The sequence below is a fragment of the Burkholderia lata genome, assembly GCF_902499025.1.
Lineage (GTDB): Bacteria > Pseudomonadota > Gammaproteobacteria > Burkholderiales > Burkholderiaceae > Burkholderia > Burkholderia lata_C.
In genome coordinates this window covers 22,630-42,116 of record NZ_CABVPW010000044.1, presented here as the reverse complement: position 1 = coordinate 42,116, position 19,487 = coordinate 22,630, and the positions used below count along the sequence as shown (strand labels likewise).

Below are 19,487 nucleotides of genomic sequence, written 5' to 3'. Positions count from 1 at the left end.
TCATGACGGAGCAGGCGGCGGCACCGCCCGCCGGCCGCACGGCCCGCGGCGGCCGAGGCGGGGAGGCGGAGGCCTATGACACAATAGGCGATCCGCATCGCCAGGAAGCCTCGACCGTGACGCGCCGTCTGCTCATTCTCGTCGTGCTTGCCGCCGCGCTCGCCGCGGCGTGCACGCTGACGTGGACGATCACCTGGCGGCGCGGCGTCGCAGAGCTGCAGCGCAACGCCGCGGTGCGCGTCGATCGCACCACCAACGCGCTCAAGAGCACGCTCGACCGCTACGAATCGCTGCCCTATCTGCTCGGCAGCCATCCGTACGTGCAGGACCTGCTCGCCGAGCCGAAGCGCGCCGACTACACCGCGCGCGTCAATCGCTACCTCGAAGACCTCAACGAACACGCGCACGCGACCGTCACCTACGTGATCGGCGCGGACGGCCTGTGCGTCGCCGCCAGCAACTGGCGCGCGCCCGACAGCTTCGTCGGGATCGAATACCGCTTCCGCCCGTATTTTCTCGATGCGATGAACGGCCAGGTCGGCCGCTTCTTCGGAATCGGCACGATCTCGCGCGATCCCGGCTATTACATCTCGCAACCGGTGTGGCGCGACGGCAAGATCGCGGGTGTGGTCGTCGTGAAGCTCAACCTCGAATGGTTCCAGGGCGCCGATGCGTCCGAGCCGCTCGTCGTCGCGGACGATCACGGCGTCGTGTTCCTGTCGTCGGTGCCCGCATGGAAGTACCACACGCTGCGCCCGCTCACGGGCCCCGTCGCCGCGTCGATCTACGAGACGCGCCAGTACGCACAGCAGCCCGTCACGCCGCTGCCGTTGCGCATCGAGCAGATGCTCGGCCCCGATGCGGAGATCGTGCGCCTCGGCCCGGGCCTGCGCGCGCCGCGCTTCCTCGCGAGCAAGCGCCGGATCGGCGAGCCCGACTGGCTGCTCGTCACGCTCGCACCGATCGCGCCCGTCGACGCCGATGCGCGCAACGCGACGATCGTCACGGGTTTCGGTTTCGTGTCGGTCGCGCTGCTCGCGTTCTACTGGCGGATGCGCCGCGCGCGCGTGCGCGAAATGATCCGCGGCCGCGCGCTGCTGCAGCAGGCGTACGCGGAGCTGAACCGGCGCGTCGAGGAGCGCACGGCCGACCTGTCGGAAGCGAACGAGCAATTGCAGAAGGAAGTCGGCGACCGGATCCGCGCGGAGCAGGAACTGCGCGCCGCGCACGACGAACTGATCCAGGCGAGCAAGCTCGCTGCGCTCGGCCAGATGGCGGCCGGCATCACGCACGAACTGAACCAGCCGCTCGCGGCGCTGCGCAGCTTCTCGGACAACACGCGCGTGCTGCTCGATCGCGGCGAGCAGGCGGCCGCGCGCGAGAACCTCGAGGCGATCGCCGCGCTCACCGAGCGGATGGGCAAGATCACGAACCAGCTGAAGCTGTTCGTCGGCCGCGCGAAGCCTCGCAACGAGCAGGCGCTCGTCGTGCGCGCGCTGCGCAGCGTGCTGTCGCTGCTCGACGAGCGCATGCGCGGCGTCGCGCTCACGCTGACGTTGCAGGACGCGACCGTGTCGCCCGCACACGATGCGCCGCTCGACCTGGCGCGCGACTATCCCGAACTCGTCGCCCGTTGCGAGGATCTGCGCCTCGAACAGGTGCTGATCAACCTGCTCGGCAACGCGCTCGACGCGGTCGCCGGGGTGGCGGCACCGGCGATCGAAGTGACGATCGCGGTGTCGGCGGTCACGCTCGCGGTCGAGGTGCGCGACAACGGCTGCGGGATTGCGCCCGACCTGCTGCCGCGCCTGTTCGAGCCGTTCTTCACGACCAAGGAAATGGGGCGTGGGCTCGGGCTCGGCCTCGCGATCTCGTCGTCGATCGCGAGCGACGCGGGCGGTGCGCTGACCGCGCGCAACGCGCCGTCGGGCGGCGCGCTGTTCGTCTTGACGCTGCGGCGCGCGCGCACGCATCATCCGGACTCCGTGTCCGAGCCGGCGGGCTCGCCGCGCTAGGCGCGCCACGCCGCCCGCCCGATCGGCGCACGATCGGTATCAACGACGCCGCGCGCGATACCGCCGCGCGGCCCGTCAGGAGCAAGTGAGTACGATGGCCAACCGGCTGCAAGTGATCTATATCGAAGACGATGCGCTCGTTCGCCGGGCAAGCGTGCAGAGCCTTCAGCTGGCGGGGTTCGACGTCGCCGGCTTCGAGTCGGCCGAAGCGGCCGAGAAGGCGATCGTCGCGGATACCGCCGGCGCGATCGTCAGCGACATCCGGCTGCCCGGCGCGAGCGGGCTCGACGTGCTCGCGCAGTGCCGCGAGCGCGTGCCCGACGTGCCCGTGATCCTCGTCACGGGGCACGGCGACATCTCGATGGCCGTGCAGGCGATGCGCGACGGCGCATACGACTTCATCGAAAAACCGTTCGCGGCCGAGCGCCTGATCGAGACGGTGCGCCGCGCGCTGGAGCGCCGCGAACTCGTGCTCGAGAACCACGCGCTGCGGCGCGAGCTGGCCGGGCAGAACGTCGTCGCGCCGCGCATCATCGGCCGCAGCCCCGCGATCGAGCAGGTGCGCAAGCTGATCGCGAACGTCGCGCCGACCGACGCGTCGGTGCTGATCAACGGCGACACCGGCGCCGGCAAGGAGCTGATCGCGCGCAGCCTGCACGAGCTGTCGCCGCGTCGCGACAAGCCGTTCATCGCGGTGAATTGCGGCGCGCTGCCCGAGCCGATGTTCGAGTCGGAGATGTTCGGCTACGAGCCCGGCGCGTTCACCGGCGCCGCGAAGCGCCGCGTCGGCAAGCTCGAATACGCATCGGGCGGCACGCTGTTCCTCGACGAAATCGAAAGCATGCCGCTCGCGCTGCAGGTGAAGCTGCTGCGCGTGCTGCAGGACGGCGTGCTGGAGCGGCTCGGCTCGAACCAGCCGATCCGCGTGAACTGCCGCGTGGTGGCGGCCGCGAAGGGCGACATGAGCGAGCTCGTCGCGGCCGGCACGTTCCGGCGCGACCTGCTGTACCGGCTCAACGTCGTGACGATCGCGCTGCCGCCGCTCGCCGAGCGCCGCGAGGACATCGTGCCGCTGTTCGAGCACTTCATGCTCGATGCGGCCGTGCGTTACGCGCGGCCCGCGCCGGTGCTGACCGACCGGCAGCGCGCGAGCCTGATGCAGCGCGACTGGCCCGGCAACGTGCGCGAGCTGCGCAACGCGGCCGACCGCTTCGTGCTCGGCGTGGCCGACATGCCGCAGGAGACGGGCGCAAGCGGCGACGACGCCGACAACGAGCAGACGCTGAAGGAGCGCATCGAGCAATTCGAGCGCGCGGTGATCGCCGAGGCGCTGAACCAGACGGGCGGTGCGGTCGCCGCGACGGCCGACCGGCTGCATGTCGGCAAGGCGACGCTGTACGAGAAGATGAAGCGCTACGGGCTGTCGGCGAAAGGCGAAACCGAGCGCTGAAAAGCAAACGGACCGCGGAACCGGGTTGCCGGTCGTGCGGTCCGTCGTGCGGGGAAGGGCGCGGTGCGCGGCCCTTCGAGCCGGATCGGGCGGCGCTCAGGCCGCGTTGCTGCCGAGTGCCTTCTTGAGCAGTGCGTCGAGTTCCGCGAACTGCGGTGCGCCGACGTAGCGCTTCAGGATCTTGCCGTCCTTGTCGACGACGAAGGTCGTCGGCGTGAGCTGGACGTTGCCGAACTGCTTCGCGACGCTGCCGTCGTCGAGCGCGACCTTGAACGGCAGCTGGCGCGTCTGCGCGTAGTTCGCGACGTACATCGGCGGATCGTAGTTCATCGCGACCGCGACGAATTCCAGCCCCTGACCCTTGAAGCGATTATAGGTATCGACCATCTGCGGCATTTCCTGCATGCAGGTCGCGCAGCTCGTCGCCCAGAAGTTCACGAGATAGACCTTGCCTTTCAGGTCGCCTGCAGTCGAGACCTTCTGGCCCGACAGCAGCGTGAACGTGGCGTCCGGCACGGTGGACTTGCCGTTGAACGCGAAGAAGCCGGCAACGGCGATCGCCGCGACGACGACGGCGGCGACGATGTAGCGGACGGGGCCGGCGCTGCGCCGGGCGGGAGGCGTGGTGTTCATCTGGTGCTCTCGGAGTCGGTCGATGACGCGGATCAATGCAAAGGACATCGAAATTCGGCGCTCATTTTAGCGCGAATGCGGCTTGCGCACCGACGGCGGCCACGCATCCCGGAATTCACGTTCAGCGGATAATGCCCGTTTTGCCTGCCCGATCCACGCCATGCCGAAGGAAGTCACCGTTTCGTTGCGCCCCCTTTTTCGTCCGCTGCGACACTTCGCCGCGCTTGCGTGCATGAGCGCGGTGCTGGCCGCGTGCTCGCCGTCGTACGACTGGCGCACGCTGCACAACGATGCCGGCTACACGATCGACCTGCCGGCGAAGCCGACCGTCGAGGAGCAGCCCGTGGCGATCGGCGGCGCGTCGATGCCGATGCGGATGCAGGCCGCGCATGTCGACGGCGCGGTATTCGCGGTCGGCACGCTGACGCTACCGGACGATCGTGACGACACGCGCCGCGCGGCGCTCGAGTTCCTGCGCGCCGGGCTGTCCCGCAACCTCGAAGGCGCGCCGCAGACGGCTTCGGTGCCCGTGCCGCTCGCGGCCGGCGGCGCGGTGAACGGGCTCGAACTGCGCATTGCGGGCGCGGCCGCCGGCGGCGATCGCGCGCACAAGACGATCGTCGCGCGGCTCGTCGCGCGCGGCCGGCACGCGTACCAGGCCGTCGCGATTGCCGACGGGCCGCTCACGCAGGAGCAGCTCGACCAGTTTTTCGGGTCGTTCAAGCTCGACTGACGGCCGCCGGCGAGGGCGCTCAGACACGCTGTGACAACTGAAAGTTCATTCGCAGCTTTCGACGCTAATCGCCGGATTTTGCGGGGTTTTTTCGACTATCCACAACGCATGTGGATAACTTTGTTGAAAAGTTGCCCGAATTTCCCGCCTAGCCGCGCCGGACGGCCTTTCGGCCTGTTTGGTCGCCGGCTCTCGATTTGAGAAAAATCAATAAAAACAAAGGGATACGGATTCCGTGCCGCAAAGGTCCCGTCGCGCCCTGATCCGGGGCCGGATTCGCGGAATTGTGCATAAGTCAAGTCTTGACAGCCGGATTTTGTCCTCCGAGGGCGTTCAGAGCGCCGTCAGCGCGCGCCGGTAGCGGATCGCTTCGGCGATCTGCGCGGCCGTCGGCAGCGGGTCGCCGGCCAGGTCGGCGATCGTCCGCGCGACCTTCAGCACGCGGTAATACGCGCGTGCCGACCAGCCGAAGCGCTCGCCGGCCTCGCGCAACAGCCGTTCGCCTTCGTCGGTCGGCCGGCACAGGTCGTCGGTCTCGCGGCCGCTCAGCATGTGATTCGTCTTGCCCTGCCGGTCGAGCTGCAGCGCGCGCGCCTGCGCGACCCGCGCGGCCACCGCGGCACTCGGCTCGCCGGGCGCCGACGTGCGCGTCGCCAGCTCGGCCGGCGACAGCGCGGGCAGGTCGATCTGGATGTCGATGCGGTCGACGAGCGGCCCCGACAGCTTGCGCAGGTAGCGCGCGGCGACGTCCGGCGAGCAACGACAGCGTCCGGACGGATCGCCGTGCCATCCGCACGGGCAGGGGTTCATCGCGGCAATCAGCTGGCACGCGGCCGGAAAGTCGGCCTGCTGGGCCGCGCGCGAAATCGTGATGCGGCCGGCTTCCAGCGGCTCGCGCAGCATCTCGAGCACGTGCCGGTCGAATTCCGGGAGCTCGTCGAGGAACAGCACGCCGAGGTGCGCGAGCGTGATCTCGCCCGGCTGCGGCGGGTTGCGGCCACCGACCAGCGCGGCGGCGCTCGACGAGTGATGCGGTGCGCGGAACGGCCGCCGGCGCCACTGCGCGGGCGAGAAACCGAGGCGGCTCGCGGAGAGCAGCGCGGCCGACGTCAGCGCCTCGTCGTCGGTCAGCGGCGGCAGGAGGCCCGGCAGCCGTGCGGCCAGCATCGACTTGCCGGCCCCTGGCGGCCCGACCATCAGCATGTGGTGGCCGCCCGCGGCCGCGACTTCCAGCGCACGGCGGGCGCCGCGTTGGCCGACCACGTCGGCGAGATCGGGGGCGGCCGGCATCGGCAGGCCGTCGAGGCACGGCGCCGCGACCGGGGCGAGCCGCCCGTCAGGCGCACCGGTGAGGTGCGCACACAGCGCGGGCAGGTCGGGCGCGCCGAACACGGTGACACCCGGCACGAGCGCGGCCTCGGCGGCGCTGGCGAGCGGGAGGTACAGCTCGGGGGCGGAGCCGGCTCCCTGGCCACCGTTGCCCGAATCGGAAGGCGCGCCGGAGCCCAAACCGGAGGAAGCCGCACTGTGTTCCGCGACCTGCCAATCCCGCGCGACCCCGCATGCCATCGCGAACGCGCCGCGCATCGGCCGCAGTGCGCCGGTCAGCGACAGCTCGCCCGCGAATTCGCGGCCGGCGAGCGCGTCGGCCGGGATCTGGCCGTTCGCGGCAAGGATGCCGAGCGCGATCGGCAGGTCGAACCGCCCCGACTCCTTCGGCAGGTCGGCGGGCGCCAGGTTGACGGTGATGCGACGCACCGGGAATTCGAAGCCGCAGTTCTGCAGCGCGGCACGGACGCGCTCGCGGCTTTCGCGGACTTCGAGATCGGGCAGGCCGACGATCGAGAACGACGGCAGCCCGTTGGCGAGATGGACTTCGACGGTGACGTCCGGCGCGCGGCCGGAGGCGGGCGCGCGACTGCGCACCACGGCGAGCGACATGGCGAGGCTCCTGTAAACAAGACGGACGGGCGACGGCCGTTCGGGGCCGCATGCCGCGGGAATCGGAGAATCGGTGCGCGCTTGCCGGCGTGGCGCGGGGAAAGAACGAGGGACTGCGGAACGACGGACAGCGAAGAGCGGGGGTGCTGCGAAGAGCGAAGGACAGCGAAGAGCGGGGGTACTGCGGAGAACGACGGACGACGAAGAGCGGAGACGACTTCAGTGCTTCAGTGTGGCGGGCGCGAACCGCACGAGGCGGCCCGCGCCCGGACCTTGCGGCCGGGTGGGGCGTCAGGCTTGCGGCGCGGCGAGCTTCTGCTCGAGTTCCGCGACGCGTTTCTCGAGTTCCTCGAGGCGCACGCGGGTGCGGGCGAGCACCTGTGCCTGCGTGTCGAATTCCTCGCGCGTGACGAGATCGAGTTTCGAGAAGCCTTGCGACAGCATGGCCTTCACGTTGCGCTCGACGTCCTTGGCCGGCGAGTTTTTCAGCAGATCGCTGACGCGCGACTGCAGATCGTTGAAAACGTCGCTGGGTTGCTTCATGTGATTCCCCTTCTTTGCACAAAAAATGTGCATCTTCAGTTGCGTACGTGCCCATGATGCACGCATGACCGGAAATGGTGCGCTCTGGGCGCGAATTCCGGGCATGGCGCCCGCATGGGTGAATGGCCCGGCGATCCGGGACGTGCGTGCACTCTAGCAACGATCCTTTCGCCGCGCCAGCAAACCGGGCCACGTTGGCCATTCGGCCGGGCTTCCGCACCTTACATCACGGGATGCGACCCCTTGATGAAGCCCTTCGACACGGTGCTCGGGCCAACATGGCATGCGAGTTGCTGAGAAGAGTCCGTTACAACATTCCAACCAATTCGACGGGACAACCCAGCGAGAGGACTTCATGAAACTCATTACCGCAATCATCAAGCCGTTCAAGCTCGATGAGACGCGCGAGGCGCTGTCTGCGCTTGGCGTCTCGGGCATCACGGTGACGGAGGTAAAAGGGTTCGGGCGCCAGAAGGGGCATACCGAGCTGTACCGCGGTGCCGAATACGTGGTCGATTTCCTGCCGAAGATGAAGATCGAGGCAGCCGTGTCCGACGATCTCGTCGACCAGGCGGTCGAGGCGATCGAGCGGGCCGCGCGCACCGGCAAGATCGGCGACGGCAAGATCTTCGTCACGGCGATCGAACAGGTGATCCGGATTCGCACCGGGGAGACAGGCGCAGACGCGCTGTAACAGAACAGACAAGACAAGCGACAAGAGGAAACCCAAGATGCGCAAACTTCTGATGTCCCTGCTGATGGCCGGCTCGCTGATCGCGGCCGGCGTCGGCTCCGCGCTCGCCGACGACGCGGCGTCCGCCGCGGCTGCGTCCGCGCCCGCCGCAACGGCTTCCGACGCGTCGGCTGCCGCCGCTCCGGCTGCTTCGGCGCCGGCAGCAACCGATGCGTCTGCTACGGTCGCCGCCGCTGCGCCGGCCTCGGGCGCCACCGACGCGTCGGCTGCTGCCGCCGCGTCGGCACCGGCCGCCCCCGCCGCGCCGACCGCACCGTTCTCCGTCGATTCGTCGAAGATCAACTCGGGCGACACCGCGTGGATGCTGACCTCCACCGCGCTCGTGCTGTTCATGACGATCCCCGGCCTCGCGCTGTTCTACGCCGGCATGGTCCGCAAGAAGAACGTGCTCGCGACCGTGATGCAGAGCTTCGCGATCACCGCGGTGATCACGGTGCTGTGGACGGTGGTCGGTTACAGCCTCGCGTTCACGCCGGGCAACGGCTTCATCGGCGGCCTGTCGCGCGCGTTCCTGCACGGGATGAACTACATCCACGGCGACAAGGCGACGACGCTGACGGTCAGCCACCTGGCGCCGACGATTCCGGAATCGGTCTACTTCGTCTACCAGATGACGTTCGCGATCATCACGCCGGCGCTGATCTGCGGCGCGTTCGCCGACCGGATGAAGTTCTCGGCGATGCTCGTGTTCATGACGCTCTGGTCGCTGATCGTCTATGTGCCGATCGCGCACATGGTGTGGGAGCCGACCGGCTGGCTGTCGTCGGACGGCGTGCTCGACTTCGCGGGCGGCACGGTGGTGCACATCAACGCCGGTATCGCGGGCCTCGTGTCGTGCCTGATGCTCGGCAAGCGCGTCGGCTTCGGCCGTGAATCGATGGCGCCGCACAACCTCGTGCTGACGATGATCGGCGGCTCGATGCTGTGGGTCGGCTGGTTCGGCTTCAACGCGGGTTCGGCGGTTGCGGCTGACGGCCGTGCCGGCTTCGCGATGCTGACGACGCAAGTCGCGACGGCCTGCGCGGCGCTCGGCTGGATGTTCGCCGAGTGGATCTCGCACGGCAAGCCGTCGGTGCTCGGCATCGTGTCGGGTGCGGTCGCGGGTCTCGTCGCGATCACGCCGGCCGCCGGTTTCGTCGGTGTCCCGGGTGCGCTGGTGATCGGCATCGCCGCCGGCGTCGTGTGCTTCTGGTCGGCGACGTGGCTCAAGTCGAAGCTCGGCTACGACGATTCGCTCGATGCGTTCGGCGTGCACGGCGTGGGCGGGATTCTCGGCGCGTTGCTGACGGGCGTGTTCGCCGTCAAGGACATCGGCGGCGCCGACGGCAGCCTGCTGCTGCAGGCGAAGGGTGTCGCGATCACGCTGGTCTACAGCGGCGTGCTGAGCTTCGTGCTGCTGAAGCTGATCGACCTGACGATCGGCCTGCGCGTGTCGGAAGAAGAAGAGCGCGAAGGCCTCGACGTGGTGCTGCACGGCGAGCATGTCGAATAAGTCACAAGGATGACCGGCGGGCCGCCGCGACGACGGCGCCCGCCATGAATGAGCGCAGCGACTTCGGCCCGCCCCACCCGGCGGGCTTTTTTTCTCCTGTCACCCACTGCCGTAGCGCATAACCCTTCGCGCTATCGGGTCAATAGCCGAAAACTTCCTCCAAACCCTTGCGAAGCCGGGAACAATCCCCAAATGGGCAAAGCAATTGCTCTACAATCTTCATTCTCCCGCTCGCGAGTGATTCATGGTTCCCCACCTCGTTACCGCGTTGAACGGTCCGCTGCTCGAACTCGAGCAGAAGATCCTCGACGCGACGCCTGCGATCGAACGCTGGTTCAGGCTCGAATGGCAGGAACATACCCCGCCGTTCTATTGTTCGGTGGACCTGCGCAACGCCGGCTTCAAGCTGGCGCCCGTCGACGCGAACCTGTTTCCCGGCGCATTCAACAATCTGCCGTCCGAAGTGCTGCCGCTCGCCGTCCAGGCTGCGATGGCCGCGATCGAGAAGATCTGCCCGGACGCGAAGAACCTGCTCGTGATTCCCGAGCTGCCGACCCGCAACGCGTTCTACCTCGAAAACGTCGCACGCCTCGCGACGATCATGCGCCAGGCCGGCTTGAACGTGCGTTTCGGCTCGCTCGACCCGAGCATCACCGACATGACGCCGATCACGCTGGCCGACGGCCAGAAGATCGTGCTCGAACCGCTCGAGCGTTCGCAGCGCCGTCTCGGCCTGAAGAATTTCGATCCGTGCTCGATCCTGCTGAACAACGACCTGTCGGCCGGCATCCCGGCCGTGCTGGAAAACCTGCACGAGCAGTACCTGCTGCCGCCGCTGCACGCGGGCTGGGCCGTGCGCCGCAAGTCGACGCACTTCTCGTGCTACGACGACGTCGCGAAGAAGTTCGCGAAGATGGTCGGCGTCGATCCGTGGATGGTGAATCCGTATTTCGCGCACGTGGAAGGCGTCGACTGGCAGGCGCATGAAGGCGAGCAGGCGCTCGCCGACGCGATCGACGGCGTGCTGAAGAAGATCGCGCGCAAGTATCGCGAATACGGGATCAGCGAGAAGCCGTACGTCGTCGTGAAGGCCGACGCGGGCACGGCGGGGCGCGGCGTGATGACCGTGCACGACGCGGCCGAGATCGGCCGGATGTCGAAGGCCGAGCGCGCGCAGATGGCCGAGTCGAAGGCCGGCCTCGCGGTGCGCGACGTGATCGTGCAGGAAGGCGTCTATACGTTCGAGCGCGTCGGCGATGAAGTCGCGGAGCCCGTCGTGTACATGATCGACCGCTACGTGGTCGGCGGCTTCTACCGCACGCACGCCGGCCGCGAGCGCGACCAGAACCTGAACGCGCCCGGCATGCACTACGTGCCGCTCGGCTTCGAGCACACCGCGCTGCCGGATGCGGGCGCCAAGCCGGGTGCCGCGCCGCCGAACCGTTTCTACATGTACGGCGTCGTCGCGCGGCTGTCGCTGATTGCGTCGTCGATCGAACTGGAAAAGACCGATCCCGAAGCCATCCAGGTGTAACGGACCTTCGCCAAGTACAGGACCTCATGGACATTCTCTTTATCGCCGACCCGCTCGAGCGCTTCAAGATCTACAAGGATTCGACCTACGCGATGATGGCGGAGGCCGCGCGGCGCGGGCATGCGATCTACGCGTGCGAGCCGCGCCACCTTGCGTGGACGGGTTCGGCCGTCGAGGCCGACGTGCGGCGCGTCACGTTCGTCGGCGAGCTGGACGACCTGCATCGCGACACCTGGTTCGAAGAAGGGCCCGTCGACGCGCGCCGCCTCGAATCGTTCGGCGCGGTGCTGATGCGCAAGGATCCGCCGTTCGACATGGAATACGTGACGTCGACCTGGCTGCTTGAGCTGGCCGAACGCGCCGGCGCGCGCGTGTTCAACAAGGCGCAGTCGATCCGCGACCATTCGGAGAAGCTCGCGATCGGCGAGTTTCCGCAGTTCGTCGCGCCGACGCTCGTCACGCGCGACGCGAAACGGCTGCGGGCATTCCACGCCGAGCACGGCGACGTGATCCTGAAGCCGCTCGACGGGATGGGCGGGATGGGCGTGTTCCGCGTGAAGCCGGACGGCATGAACCTCGGTTCGATCATCGAGATGCTGAGCCACGACGGCACGCGTTCGGTGATGGCGCAGAAATTCATTCCCGAGATCAAGGCCGGCGACAAGCGCATCCTGCTGATCGGCGGCGAGCCGGTGCCGTTTTCGCTCGCACGGATTCCGCAGGGCAGCGAGGTGCGCGGCAATCTCGCGGCGGGCGGGCTCGGGGTCGCGCAGCCGCTCACCGCGCGCGATCGCGAGATCGCCGAAACGCTCGGGCCCGTGCTCGCGGCACGCGGGTTGCTGCTGGTCGGCCTCGATGCGATCGGCGACTGGCTGACCGAGGTGAACGTCACGAGCCCGACGTGCTTCCGCGAGATCATGGAGCAGACGGGCTTCGACGTCGCCGCGATGTTCATCGACGCGCTGGAGCGTGCGGCCGCGTAGGCCGTCTCCCGCGTCACCCCGGCGGCGACCGCGCAGGTCCCCCGTCGCCGGAGCAGCTCGACCGGCCTGCTACAATGCCCGCTTGCCCGGTGCCGCGATCGCGCACCAAAGGCCCGGCGGTCGGGCCGATACTGTTGCAAGGCTGAACATGGAACGTTTCCCACACTCGCTACGCTCATTGCCCCGCCGCGGGGCGTCGGCCCGCCAGGGGCGGCCGGGAGCGATCTGACATGGCCGGGATCCTGATCATCGCGCACGCTCCGCTCGCCACCGCGCTGCGGGACTGTATCGCGCACATCTACGGCGGCGTGCCTGCCCGCATCGGCTGTATCGACGTGATGGCGGACAGCGATCCGACCCAGGTGATGGCGTTCGCGCACGCGGAACTCGCGCGGCTCAAGGAAGAGAACGGCGTGGTCGTGCTGACCGACATGTACGGCGCGACGCCTGCGAACATCGCGGGCCAGCTTGCCAAGATCGACAACGTGCGCGTGCTCGCGGGCGTGAACCTGCCGATGCTCGTGCGGGCCGTCTGCTACCGCACCGTGCCGCTCGACAAGCTGGTCGACAAGGCGCTGTCCGGCGGCGCGAAGGGTGTCCACGAGGTATCGTCCGGTACGCCGCCGCCGCCGACGGAAACCGGCTGCGGCCAGTGCGCGCCGATTCCGCCCGAACCGCAACCGCGCACCGAATCGCACTGATTTCCCGTTTTCCGTTTTAGACAGCACCGCCGACGCGCGCCGCCGGCGGCCCCGACCGACCCGACCGAGAATCATGCTTCAACAAGAAACCACCATCGTCAATAAATTGGGGCTCCATGCGCGCGCATCGGCCAAGCTTACGCAACTGGCCGGCAACTTCCAGTCGGAAGTCTGGATGACGCGCAACGGGCGCAAGATCAATGCGAAGAGCATCATGGGCGTGATGATGCTGGCGGCGGGCATCGGCAGCACCGTGACGATCGAGACCGAAGGGGCCGACGAGCGGGAAGCGATGGACGCGCTGCTGAAGCTGATCGCGGACAAGTTCGGCGAAGGCCAGTGATCCCCGCGCGGGATCGTTGCCGTTTCCAGTCAGAATGCCGCGGATTCCGCGGCATTTTTTTCGTCGGAAGCATTGATGCGGAATGCGCAATGCTGCGGTGCATGCAGTCAGCGGGGAGTCGCGGAATTTATAATCGCTAACCGGGGTCATAAGCGCATCGCAGCAGTGTGCCGCGGCTTTACTTGTACAGAGGAGGTGCGCGTGTCCTTCACGCTGCATGGCATTCCCGTCTCACGTGGTATCGCGATCGGGCGAGCGTATCTGATCGCGCCGGCGGCGCTCGACGTCGCCCATTACCTCGTCGAGGCCAACCAGATCGATGCGGAGGTCGAGCGCTTCCGCACGGCGCTCGAGGTCGTGCATCACGAACTCGAAGCGCTGCGCGCCGACCTGACCGACGACACGCCGAGCGAAGTCGGCGCCTTCATCGACGTTCACGCGATGATCCTGAGCGACGAGATGCTCGTGCAGGAAACCATCGACCTGATCCGCACGCGCCGCTACAACGTCGAGTGGGCGCTGACCGAGCAGCTCGAGCTGCTCACGCGCCACTTCGACGACATCGAGGACGAATACCTGCGCGAGCGCAAGGCCGACATCGAGCAGGTGGTCGAGCGCGTGCTGAAGGCGCTCGCCGGCGCGCCGTCCGCGTCGCAGGCGTTGGACCGCGCGGCCAAGAACGGCACGAACGAGATGATCGTCGTCGCGCACGACATCGCGCCGGCCGACATGATGCAGTTCAAGTCGCAGTCGTTCCAGGCGTTCGTCACCGACCTCGGCGGGCGCACGTCGCACACGGCGATCGTCGCGCGCAGCCTCGGCATTCCGGCCGCGGTCGGCGTGCAGCATGCGAGCGCGCTGATCCGCCAGGACGACCTGATCATCGTCGACGGCGACCAGGGCATCGTGATCGTCGATCCGGCGCCGATCGTCCTCGAGGAATATTCGTACCGGCAGTCCGAGAAGCTGCTGGAGCAACGCAAGCTGCAGCGTCTGAAGTTCTCGCCGACGCAAACGTTGTGCGGCACCAAGATCGAGCTGTACGCGAACATCGAGCTGCCCGACGACGCGAAGGCGGCCGTCGAGGCCGGCGCGGTCGGCGTCGGGCTGTTCCGTTCCGAGTTCCTGTTCATGCATCAGAAGGAGATGCCGGAAGAGGAGGAGCAGTTCGCCGCGTACAAGCGGGCCGTCGAGTGGATGAAGGGCATGCCGGTGACGATCCGCACGATCGACGTCGGCGCGGACAAGCCGCTCGAGGCGCTCGACGAAGGCTACGAGACGGCGCCTAACCCCGCGCTCGGCCTGCGCGCGATCCGCTGGAGCCTGTCCGAGCCGCAGATGTTCCTCACGCAGTTGCGTGCGATCCTGCGCGCGTCCGCGTTCGGCCAGGTGAAGATCCTGATCCCGATGCTCGCGCACGCGCAGGAGATCGACCAGTCGCTCGACCTGATCCGCGAGGCGAAGCGCCAGCTCGACGACGCGGGGCTCGCATACGACCCGAACGTGCGCATCGGCGCGATGATCGAGATTCCGGCCGCGGCGATCGCGTTGCCGCTGTTCCTGAAGCGGTTCGATTTCCTGTCGATCGGCACGAACGACCTGATCCAGTACACGCTCGCGATCGACCGCGCCGATAACGCGGTCGCGCACCTGTACGACCCGCTGCATCCGGCCGTGCTGCACCTGATCGCCTATACGTTGCGCGAAGCGAAGCGCGCGGGCGTGTCCGTGTCGGTGTGCGGGGAGATGGCGGGCGATCCGGCGCTCACGCGCCTGTTGCTCGGGATGGGGCTCACCGAGTTCTCGATGCACCCGAGCCAGCTGCTCGTCGTGAAGCAGGAGATCCTGCGCGCGCACCTGAAGGCGCTCGAAAAGCCGACGGCCGACGTGCTCGCCGCGTTCGAGCCGGAGGAAGTACAGGCCGCGTTGCAGCGCCTGTCGGTTGCGGAGCCGCGCGCGGACGCGGCTGCGTAGCAGGCGTCCGCGTCGCCGCTAATCGTAGCGAAGTGTCACCACGCATGCGCCGCCCGGCGCATGCCCGTCGCGCGTCAGTGCCGGCCCCCGCACACGGGGCAGTCGGCCTGGCGCGCGATTTTCATCGTCGTCCATTCCATTCGCAGCGAATCGAGCATCATCAGCCGCCCGTTGAGGGTCTTGCCGATTTCCCCGATCACGCGCAGCGCCTCGGCGGCCTGCATCGCGCCGATGATCCCGACCGTCGGCGCGAACACGCCCATCGTCGCGCACGCGACTTCCTCGAACGGCTGGTCTTCCGGAAACACGCACGCGTAGCAGGGCGCGGCCGGGTCGCGGAAATCGAACGTGCTGATCTGCCCGTCGAAGCGCAGCGCGGCGCCCGACACGAGCGGCACGCCATGCGCGACGCATGCGCGGTTGATCGCATGCCGCGTCGCGAAGTTGTCGGTGCAGTCGAGCACGACGGTCGCGCGCGGCACGTGCGCGTCGAGCCACGCGTCGTCGACGCGCTCCGCGACCGCGTGCACCTTCACCTCGGGGTTCAGCTGCGCGAGCGCGTCGCGCCCCGATTCGACCTTGTGGCGGCCGACCGAGGCCGTCACGTGCAGGATCTGCCGCTGCAGGTTCGTGAGGTCGACCGTATCGGCGTCGACGAGCGTGATCGTGCCGACACCCGACGCCGCGAGGTACATCGCGGCGGGCGAGCCGAGGCCGCCCGCGCCGACGACGATCGCATGCGCATCGAGGAAGCGCTGCTGCGCCTCGATGCCGATTTCGTCGACGAGGATGTGACGGGAGTAGCGAAGGAGTTGATCGTCGTTCATGGGGAGTCGTGGGCGAGGCGGCGGACGTGTCGTTATTTTAGGCGCGCATGAAAAACGGGCCATCGCGGTCTTCCCGCGATGGCCCGTCGGATGCCGGCCGGCGCTTACTGCGGCGCCGACGCGGGCTTCGGTGCGGCTGCCGGCTTCGATGCCTTCGAGGCTGCCGCGGCCTTGCCGGCCGGGCTCTTCGTCGTGCTCTCGGCGAGCAGCGACTTCGATTCCTGGACCGGCTTGCCTTCGAGCTTGTTGAGCGCCTGCTGCATCATGAAGTCGTCGGCGCTGCCGAACTCGATCGGCTTGCGATCGCGATCCTTCTGGCGTTGCTCCGGCGTCTTCTTGTCGTTCTGCTCTTCGAGGATGCGCAGCTGATCCATCCGGCGCTGCTCGCGATCTTCCTGTTCCTTCTTCTCGTTCGGATCCTGCGTGTTCGCGAGGTGGTTCGAGTAATCGACCTCACGCGTCACGAGTACGTCGTCCGGATCGCCGTCCGCGTACTGATCGACCGGCACGTCAGGCGTGATGCCCTTGTTCTGGATCGAACGGCCGCTCGGCGTGTAGTAGTACGCGGTGGTCAGGCGCAGCGCGGTGTCGGCCGTCATCGGGCGGACCGTCTGCACCGAACCCTTGCCGAACGTCGTCTTGCCCATGATCTGCGCGCGCTTCGAATCCTGCAGCGCACCGGCGACGATTTCCGATGCCGACGCCGAGTAGGCGTTCGTCAGCACGATCATCGGCACGGTCTTGAAGACCGGCGGCAGGTTCTTCAGCGGATCGCCGTCGAAGGACGGCAGGCGATAGTTGTCGTACGTATCGCGGTAGACCTGCTTCGAATCGGCGATCTGGCCGTTGGTCGACACGACGACGGAGTCGGGCGGCAGGAATGCGCCGGCGACGCCGACCGCGCTCTGCAGCAGGCCGCCGCCGTTGTTGCGCAGGTCGAGGACGAGGCCCTTCAGGTTCGGCTGCTGGCGCGCGATGTCCTGCAGCTTCTGGGCGAGATCGGGCGTCGTGCGCTCCTGGAAGCTCGTGATGCGGACATACGCGTAGCCCGGATCGAGGATCTTCATCTTCACGCTCTGGACCTTGATGATCGCGCGCGTGACGGTGACCGGGAACGTGCGGTCGTCGCTCTTGCGGAAGATCGTCAGCGTGACCTTGGTGCCCGGCTCGCCGCGCATCTGCTTCACGGCCTTGTCGAGCGTCATGCCGCGCACCGGCTTGTCGTTGATGCGCGTGATCAGGTCGCCCGGACGGATGCCGGCGCGGAACGCGGGCGTATCTTCGATCGGCGAGATCACCTTGACGAGGCCGTCTTCCTGCGAGATCTCGATGCCGAGACCCGCGAAGCGGCCCTTCGTCTGCTCCTGCAGCTCGTCATAGTCGGTCTTGTCGAGGAACGACGAGTGCGGGTCGAGGCTCGACACCATGCCCTTGATCGCAGCCGTCAGCAGCTTCTTGTCGTCGACCGGTTCGACGTACTCGCGCTTGATCTGTCCGAAGACTTCCGCGAACAGGCGGAGCTGGTCGAGGGGAAGCGGCGCCGTGGCGGTCTGCTCGGCCGATGCGGAAACCTGCAGCGTGGCGAACACGCCCGTGGCGAGGCCCGCGGCAATCAGGCCGATGTTCTTCAATTTCATTCGCATAGAGATCTGGTGCGGTCGGGAAGCGCGTGGCGGTAGCGGGGATGATGTAGCGGACAAGTATAACTGTTCGTCCGATAACTCAGTGGAACGGCGCGAAAAGCGTCGAAAAGGGCCCGGAGCCGGCCCGGCGGGGCACCGCCGGATGCGCTGCGGGTTCGAAAGCGGATTCGACAGCGCCGGGGCCGCGAAGGTTCGCGCGGTGCGCCGGGCAAGGGGCGGGGCCGGGCATGCCGCGCCGGACGCGGCTCACCCGGCCGACGGGCGTCAGCCCGCCTTGCCCTGCTTCGCGACGGCGGCCTGCGCCTGCGCGATCGCGTCCTGGTCGCCGAGGTAATAGTGCTTGATCGGCTTCAGGTTTTCGTCGAGCTCATACACGAGCGGCACGCCGTTCGGGATGTTCAGGCCGACGATGTCGCTGTCCGAGATGCCGTCGAGGTACTTGATCAGCGCGCGCAGCGAATTGCCGTGCGCGGCGATCAGCACCTGCTTGCCGGCGCGGACCGCCGGCGCGATCGACTCGTTCCACAGCGGCAGCACGCGCGCGACCGTATCCTTCAGGCATTCGGTGAGCGGCAGCTGCTCGCGCGGCACCTTCGCATAGCGCGGGTCGTTGAACGGCGCGCGTTCGTCGGTCGGTTCGAGCGCGGGCGGCGGCGTGTCGTAGCTGCGGCGCCACACGAGCACCTGGTCGTCGCCGAACTTCGCGGCCGTTTCCGCCTTGTTCAGGCCCGACAGCGCGCCGTAGTGGCGCTCGTTCAGGCGCCACGAGTGGACGACCGGCAGGTACATCAGGTCCATCTTGTCCTGCACGTGCCACAGCGTGCGGATCGCGCGCTTGAGGACCGACGTGTACGCGATGTCGAACGTGTAGCCGGCCTCCTTGAGCAATTCGCCGGCCTGGTAGGCCTCGTTGCGACCCTGTTCGGTCAGGTCGACGTCGACCCAGCCGGTGAAGCGGTTTTCCTTGTTCCACGTCGATTCGCCGTGGCGGATGAGAACGAGTTTGTACATGGATCTTGCGGTCGGTAGTGAAGGAAGCTGTGGCGCATCGAGCAGGACCCGACCCGGGCCCGCCATCGCGCAAGACGGTTATTTTATAATGGCGGGATTGTCCTCATCCGATTTCTCTTTTTCCGGCGGAATTCCGTGACGTTCTTTACCGATTACACCAACCTGGCCCTTATCGCGATCCTGGTGGTATCCGGCGGCCTGCTGGCCTGGCCCGCGCTGCGCCGCGGCCGCGGCGGCCTGTCGGCCGCAGAGGCGACGCAACTCATCAACCGCCGCAATGCGGTCGTGATCGACGTGCGCGCCGCGTCCGATTTCGCTGCCGGCCACCTGCCGTCGGCACGTCAGGTCGCGGCGGGCGAGATCGGCGCGAAGATCGCGCAGGTCGCGAAGAACAAGAGCACGCCGGTGCTGCTCGTCTGCCAGAACGGCCAGCAGTCGCAGAAGGCGGCGCGCGAGGTCGAGGCGGCGGGCTACGCCGAGGTGCACGTGCTCGAAGGCGGCGTGGCCGCCTGGCAGCAGGCCGGGATGCCGGTCGTCAAACAAGGAGTGGCGAAGTGAACAAGGTTTTGATGTACAGCACGCAGGTGTGTCCGTATTGCATCCAGGCCGAGCGCCTGCTGAAGCTGCGCGGTGTCGAGCAGATCGAAAAGGTGCTGATCGACCGCGATCCGGCCCGCCGCGATGAAATGATGACGCGCACGGGGCGCCGCACGGTGCCGCAGATCTATATCGGCGACACGCACGTCGGCGGTTACGACGATCTGTCGAAGCTCGACCGCGAAGGCGGGCTCGTATCGCTTCTGCAAGCGGCCTGAATAGGGCAGAATGGCCGCCGGCCGCGCTGCGGCTTGAGCGCGCAGGATAAATTCCGTGGCGGCCGGCGTGAAGCCGGGCCGCCCCGTCACCACTT

17 protein-coding genes and 2 pseudogenes are annotated in these 19,487 nt (G+C 67.7%); 12 read left to right on the top strand and 7 right to left on the bottom strand.

What is annotated here, in order from left to right; all coding sequences use genetic code 11:
* The first annotated feature begins 2 nt into the window (after positions 1-2).
* A complete protein-coding gene (locus BDI24065_RS33480) occupies positions 3-2,015 on the top strand; it encodes a sensor histidine kinase (RefSeq protein ID WP_175034804.1) in 2,013 nt (670 codons plus the stop codon).
* Between the two features lie 94 nt (positions 2,016-2,109).
* A complete protein-coding gene (locus BDI24065_RS33475) occupies positions 2,110-3,465 on the top strand; it encodes a sigma-54-dependent transcriptional regulator (RefSeq protein ID WP_039346255.1) in 1,356 nt (451 codons plus the stop codon).
* A 96-nt stretch (positions 3,466-3,561) separates the two neighbouring features.
* On the opposite strand, the gene BDI24065_RS33470 is transcribed toward BDI24065_RS33475, so the two are convergent.
* Positions 3,562-4,098 carry a TlpA disulfide reductase family protein gene (locus tag BDI24065_RS33470; protein ID WP_085042120.1) on the bottom strand — a complete coding sequence of 179 codons (537 nt, stop codon included), beginning with the start codon at positions 4,096-4,098 and terminating at the stop codon, positions 3,562-3,564.
* Positions 4,099-4,258: 160 nt separating this feature from the next.
* On the opposite strand from BDI24065_RS33470, the gene BDI24065_RS33465 reads away from it, so the two are divergent.
* Positions 4,259-4,831, top strand: a complete 573-nt coding sequence (locus tag BDI24065_RS33465; RefSeq protein WP_175034803.1) for a hypothetical protein — start codon at positions 4,259-4,261, stop codon at positions 4,829-4,831.
* 333 nt (positions 4,832-5,164) lie between these two features.
* Here BDI24065_RS33465 and BDI24065_RS33460 read toward each other — a convergent pair.
* The 3 genes and pseudogenes from BDI24065_RS33460 to BDI24065_RS33455 all read right to left on the bottom strand — a co-directional run.
* Positions 5,165-6,289, bottom strand: a pseudogene (locus BDI24065_RS33460) (YifB family Mg chelatase-like AAA ATPase); the annotation flags it as partial.
* 80 nt (positions 6,290-6,369) lie between these two features.
* Positions 6,370-6,772, bottom strand: a pseudogene (locus BDI24065_RS41645) (magnesium chelatase domain-containing protein); the annotation flags it as partial.
* A 291-nt stretch (positions 6,773-7,063) separates the two neighbouring features.
* On the bottom strand, positions 7,064-7,315 hold the full coding sequence (locus tag BDI24065_RS33455) for an accessory factor UbiK family protein (protein WP_006489451.1): 252 nt from the start codon (positions 7,313-7,315) through the stop codon (positions 7,064-7,066).
* Between the two features lie 355 nt (positions 7,316-7,670).
* On the opposite strand from BDI24065_RS33455, the gene BDI24065_RS33450 reads away from it, so the two are divergent.
* The 7 genes from BDI24065_RS33450 (at position 7,671) to ptsP (ending at position 15,096) form a co-directional block, all read left to right on the top strand.
* Entirely contained in the window at positions 7,671-8,009 is a 339-nt protein-coding gene (locus BDI24065_RS33450; RefSeq protein WP_027789049.1) for a P-II family nitrogen regulator, read from the top strand.
* A 37-nt stretch (positions 8,010-8,046) separates the two neighbouring features.
* Positions 8,047-9,561, top strand: coding sequence for an ammonium transporter (locus BDI24065_RS33445; RefSeq protein ID WP_175034801.1), 1,515 nt, complete (start codon positions 8,047-8,049; stop codon positions 9,559-9,561).
* 244 nt (positions 9,562-9,805) lie between these two features.
* On the top strand, positions 9,806-11,095 hold the full coding sequence (gene gshA / locus BDI24065_RS33440; protein WP_011353295.1) for a glutamate--cysteine ligase: 1,290 nt from the start codon (positions 9,806-9,808) through the stop codon (positions 11,093-11,095).
* Positions 11,096-11,121: 26 nt separating this feature from the next.
* Complete coding sequence (gshB, locus tag BDI24065_RS33435; protein WP_175034800.1) at positions 11,122-12,078, top strand: glutathione synthase; 957 nt, start codon at positions 11,122-11,124, stop codon at positions 12,076-12,078.
* A 230-nt stretch (positions 12,079-12,308) separates the two neighbouring features.
* Positions 12,309-12,779 carry a PTS sugar transporter subunit IIA gene (locus BDI24065_RS33430; RefSeq protein ID WP_089426398.1) on the top strand — a complete coding sequence of 157 codons (471 nt, stop codon included), beginning with the start codon at positions 12,309-12,311 and terminating at the stop codon, positions 12,777-12,779.
* Between the two features lie 73 nt (positions 12,780-12,852).
* Positions 12,853-13,122, top strand: coding sequence for an HPr family phosphocarrier protein (locus BDI24065_RS33425; RefSeq protein ID WP_072437289.1), 270 nt, complete (start codon positions 12,853-12,855; stop codon positions 13,120-13,122).
* Positions 13,123-13,323: 201 nt separating this feature from the next.
* A complete protein-coding gene (gene ptsP, locus BDI24065_RS33420; protein ID WP_175034799.1) occupies positions 13,324-15,096 on the top strand; it encodes a phosphoenolpyruvate--protein phosphotransferase in 1,773 nt (590 codons plus the stop codon).
* Between the two features lie 74 nt (positions 15,097-15,170).
* On the opposite strand, the gene BDI24065_RS33415 is transcribed toward ptsP, so the two are convergent.
* From BDI24065_RS33415 to gpmA, 3 genes are all read right to left on the bottom strand, one after another.
* Positions 15,171-15,923 (bottom strand): HesA/MoeB/ThiF family protein, encoded by a 753-nt coding sequence (locus BDI24065_RS33415; RefSeq protein WP_175034798.1) that lies wholly within the window; start codon positions 15,921-15,923, stop codon positions 15,171-15,173.
* Between the two features lie 104 nt (positions 15,924-16,027).
* Entirely contained in the window at positions 16,028-17,566 is a 1,539-nt protein-coding gene (locus BDI24065_RS33410; RefSeq protein ID WP_175034797.1) for a S41 family peptidase, read from the bottom strand.
* 264 nt (positions 17,567-17,830) lie between these two features.
* Complete coding sequence (gpmA, locus tag BDI24065_RS33405; RefSeq protein ID WP_027789056.1) at positions 17,831-18,577, bottom strand: 2,3-diphosphoglycerate-dependent phosphoglycerate mutase; 747 nt, start codon at positions 18,575-18,577, stop codon at positions 17,831-17,833.
* Positions 18,578-18,712: 135 nt separating this feature from the next.
* On the opposite strand from gpmA, the gene BDI24065_RS33400 reads away from it, so the two are divergent.
* Both BDI24065_RS33400 and grxC read left to right on the top strand, forming a co-directional pair.
* The gene (locus BDI24065_RS33400; RefSeq protein WP_021164238.1) at positions 18,713-19,135 is read left to right on the top strand and encodes a rhodanese-like domain-containing protein; all 423 of its coding nucleotides are present in this window, start codon (positions 18,713-18,715) and stop codon (positions 19,133-19,135) included.
* Entirely contained in the window at positions 19,132-19,392 is a 261-nt protein-coding gene (gene grxC / locus BDI24065_RS33395; RefSeq protein WP_122946334.1) for a glutaredoxin 3, read from the top strand. The genes BDI24065_RS33400 and grxC overlap by 4 nt, the downstream gene beginning before the upstream one ends.
* Positions 19,393-19,487 lie beyond the last annotated feature (95 nt).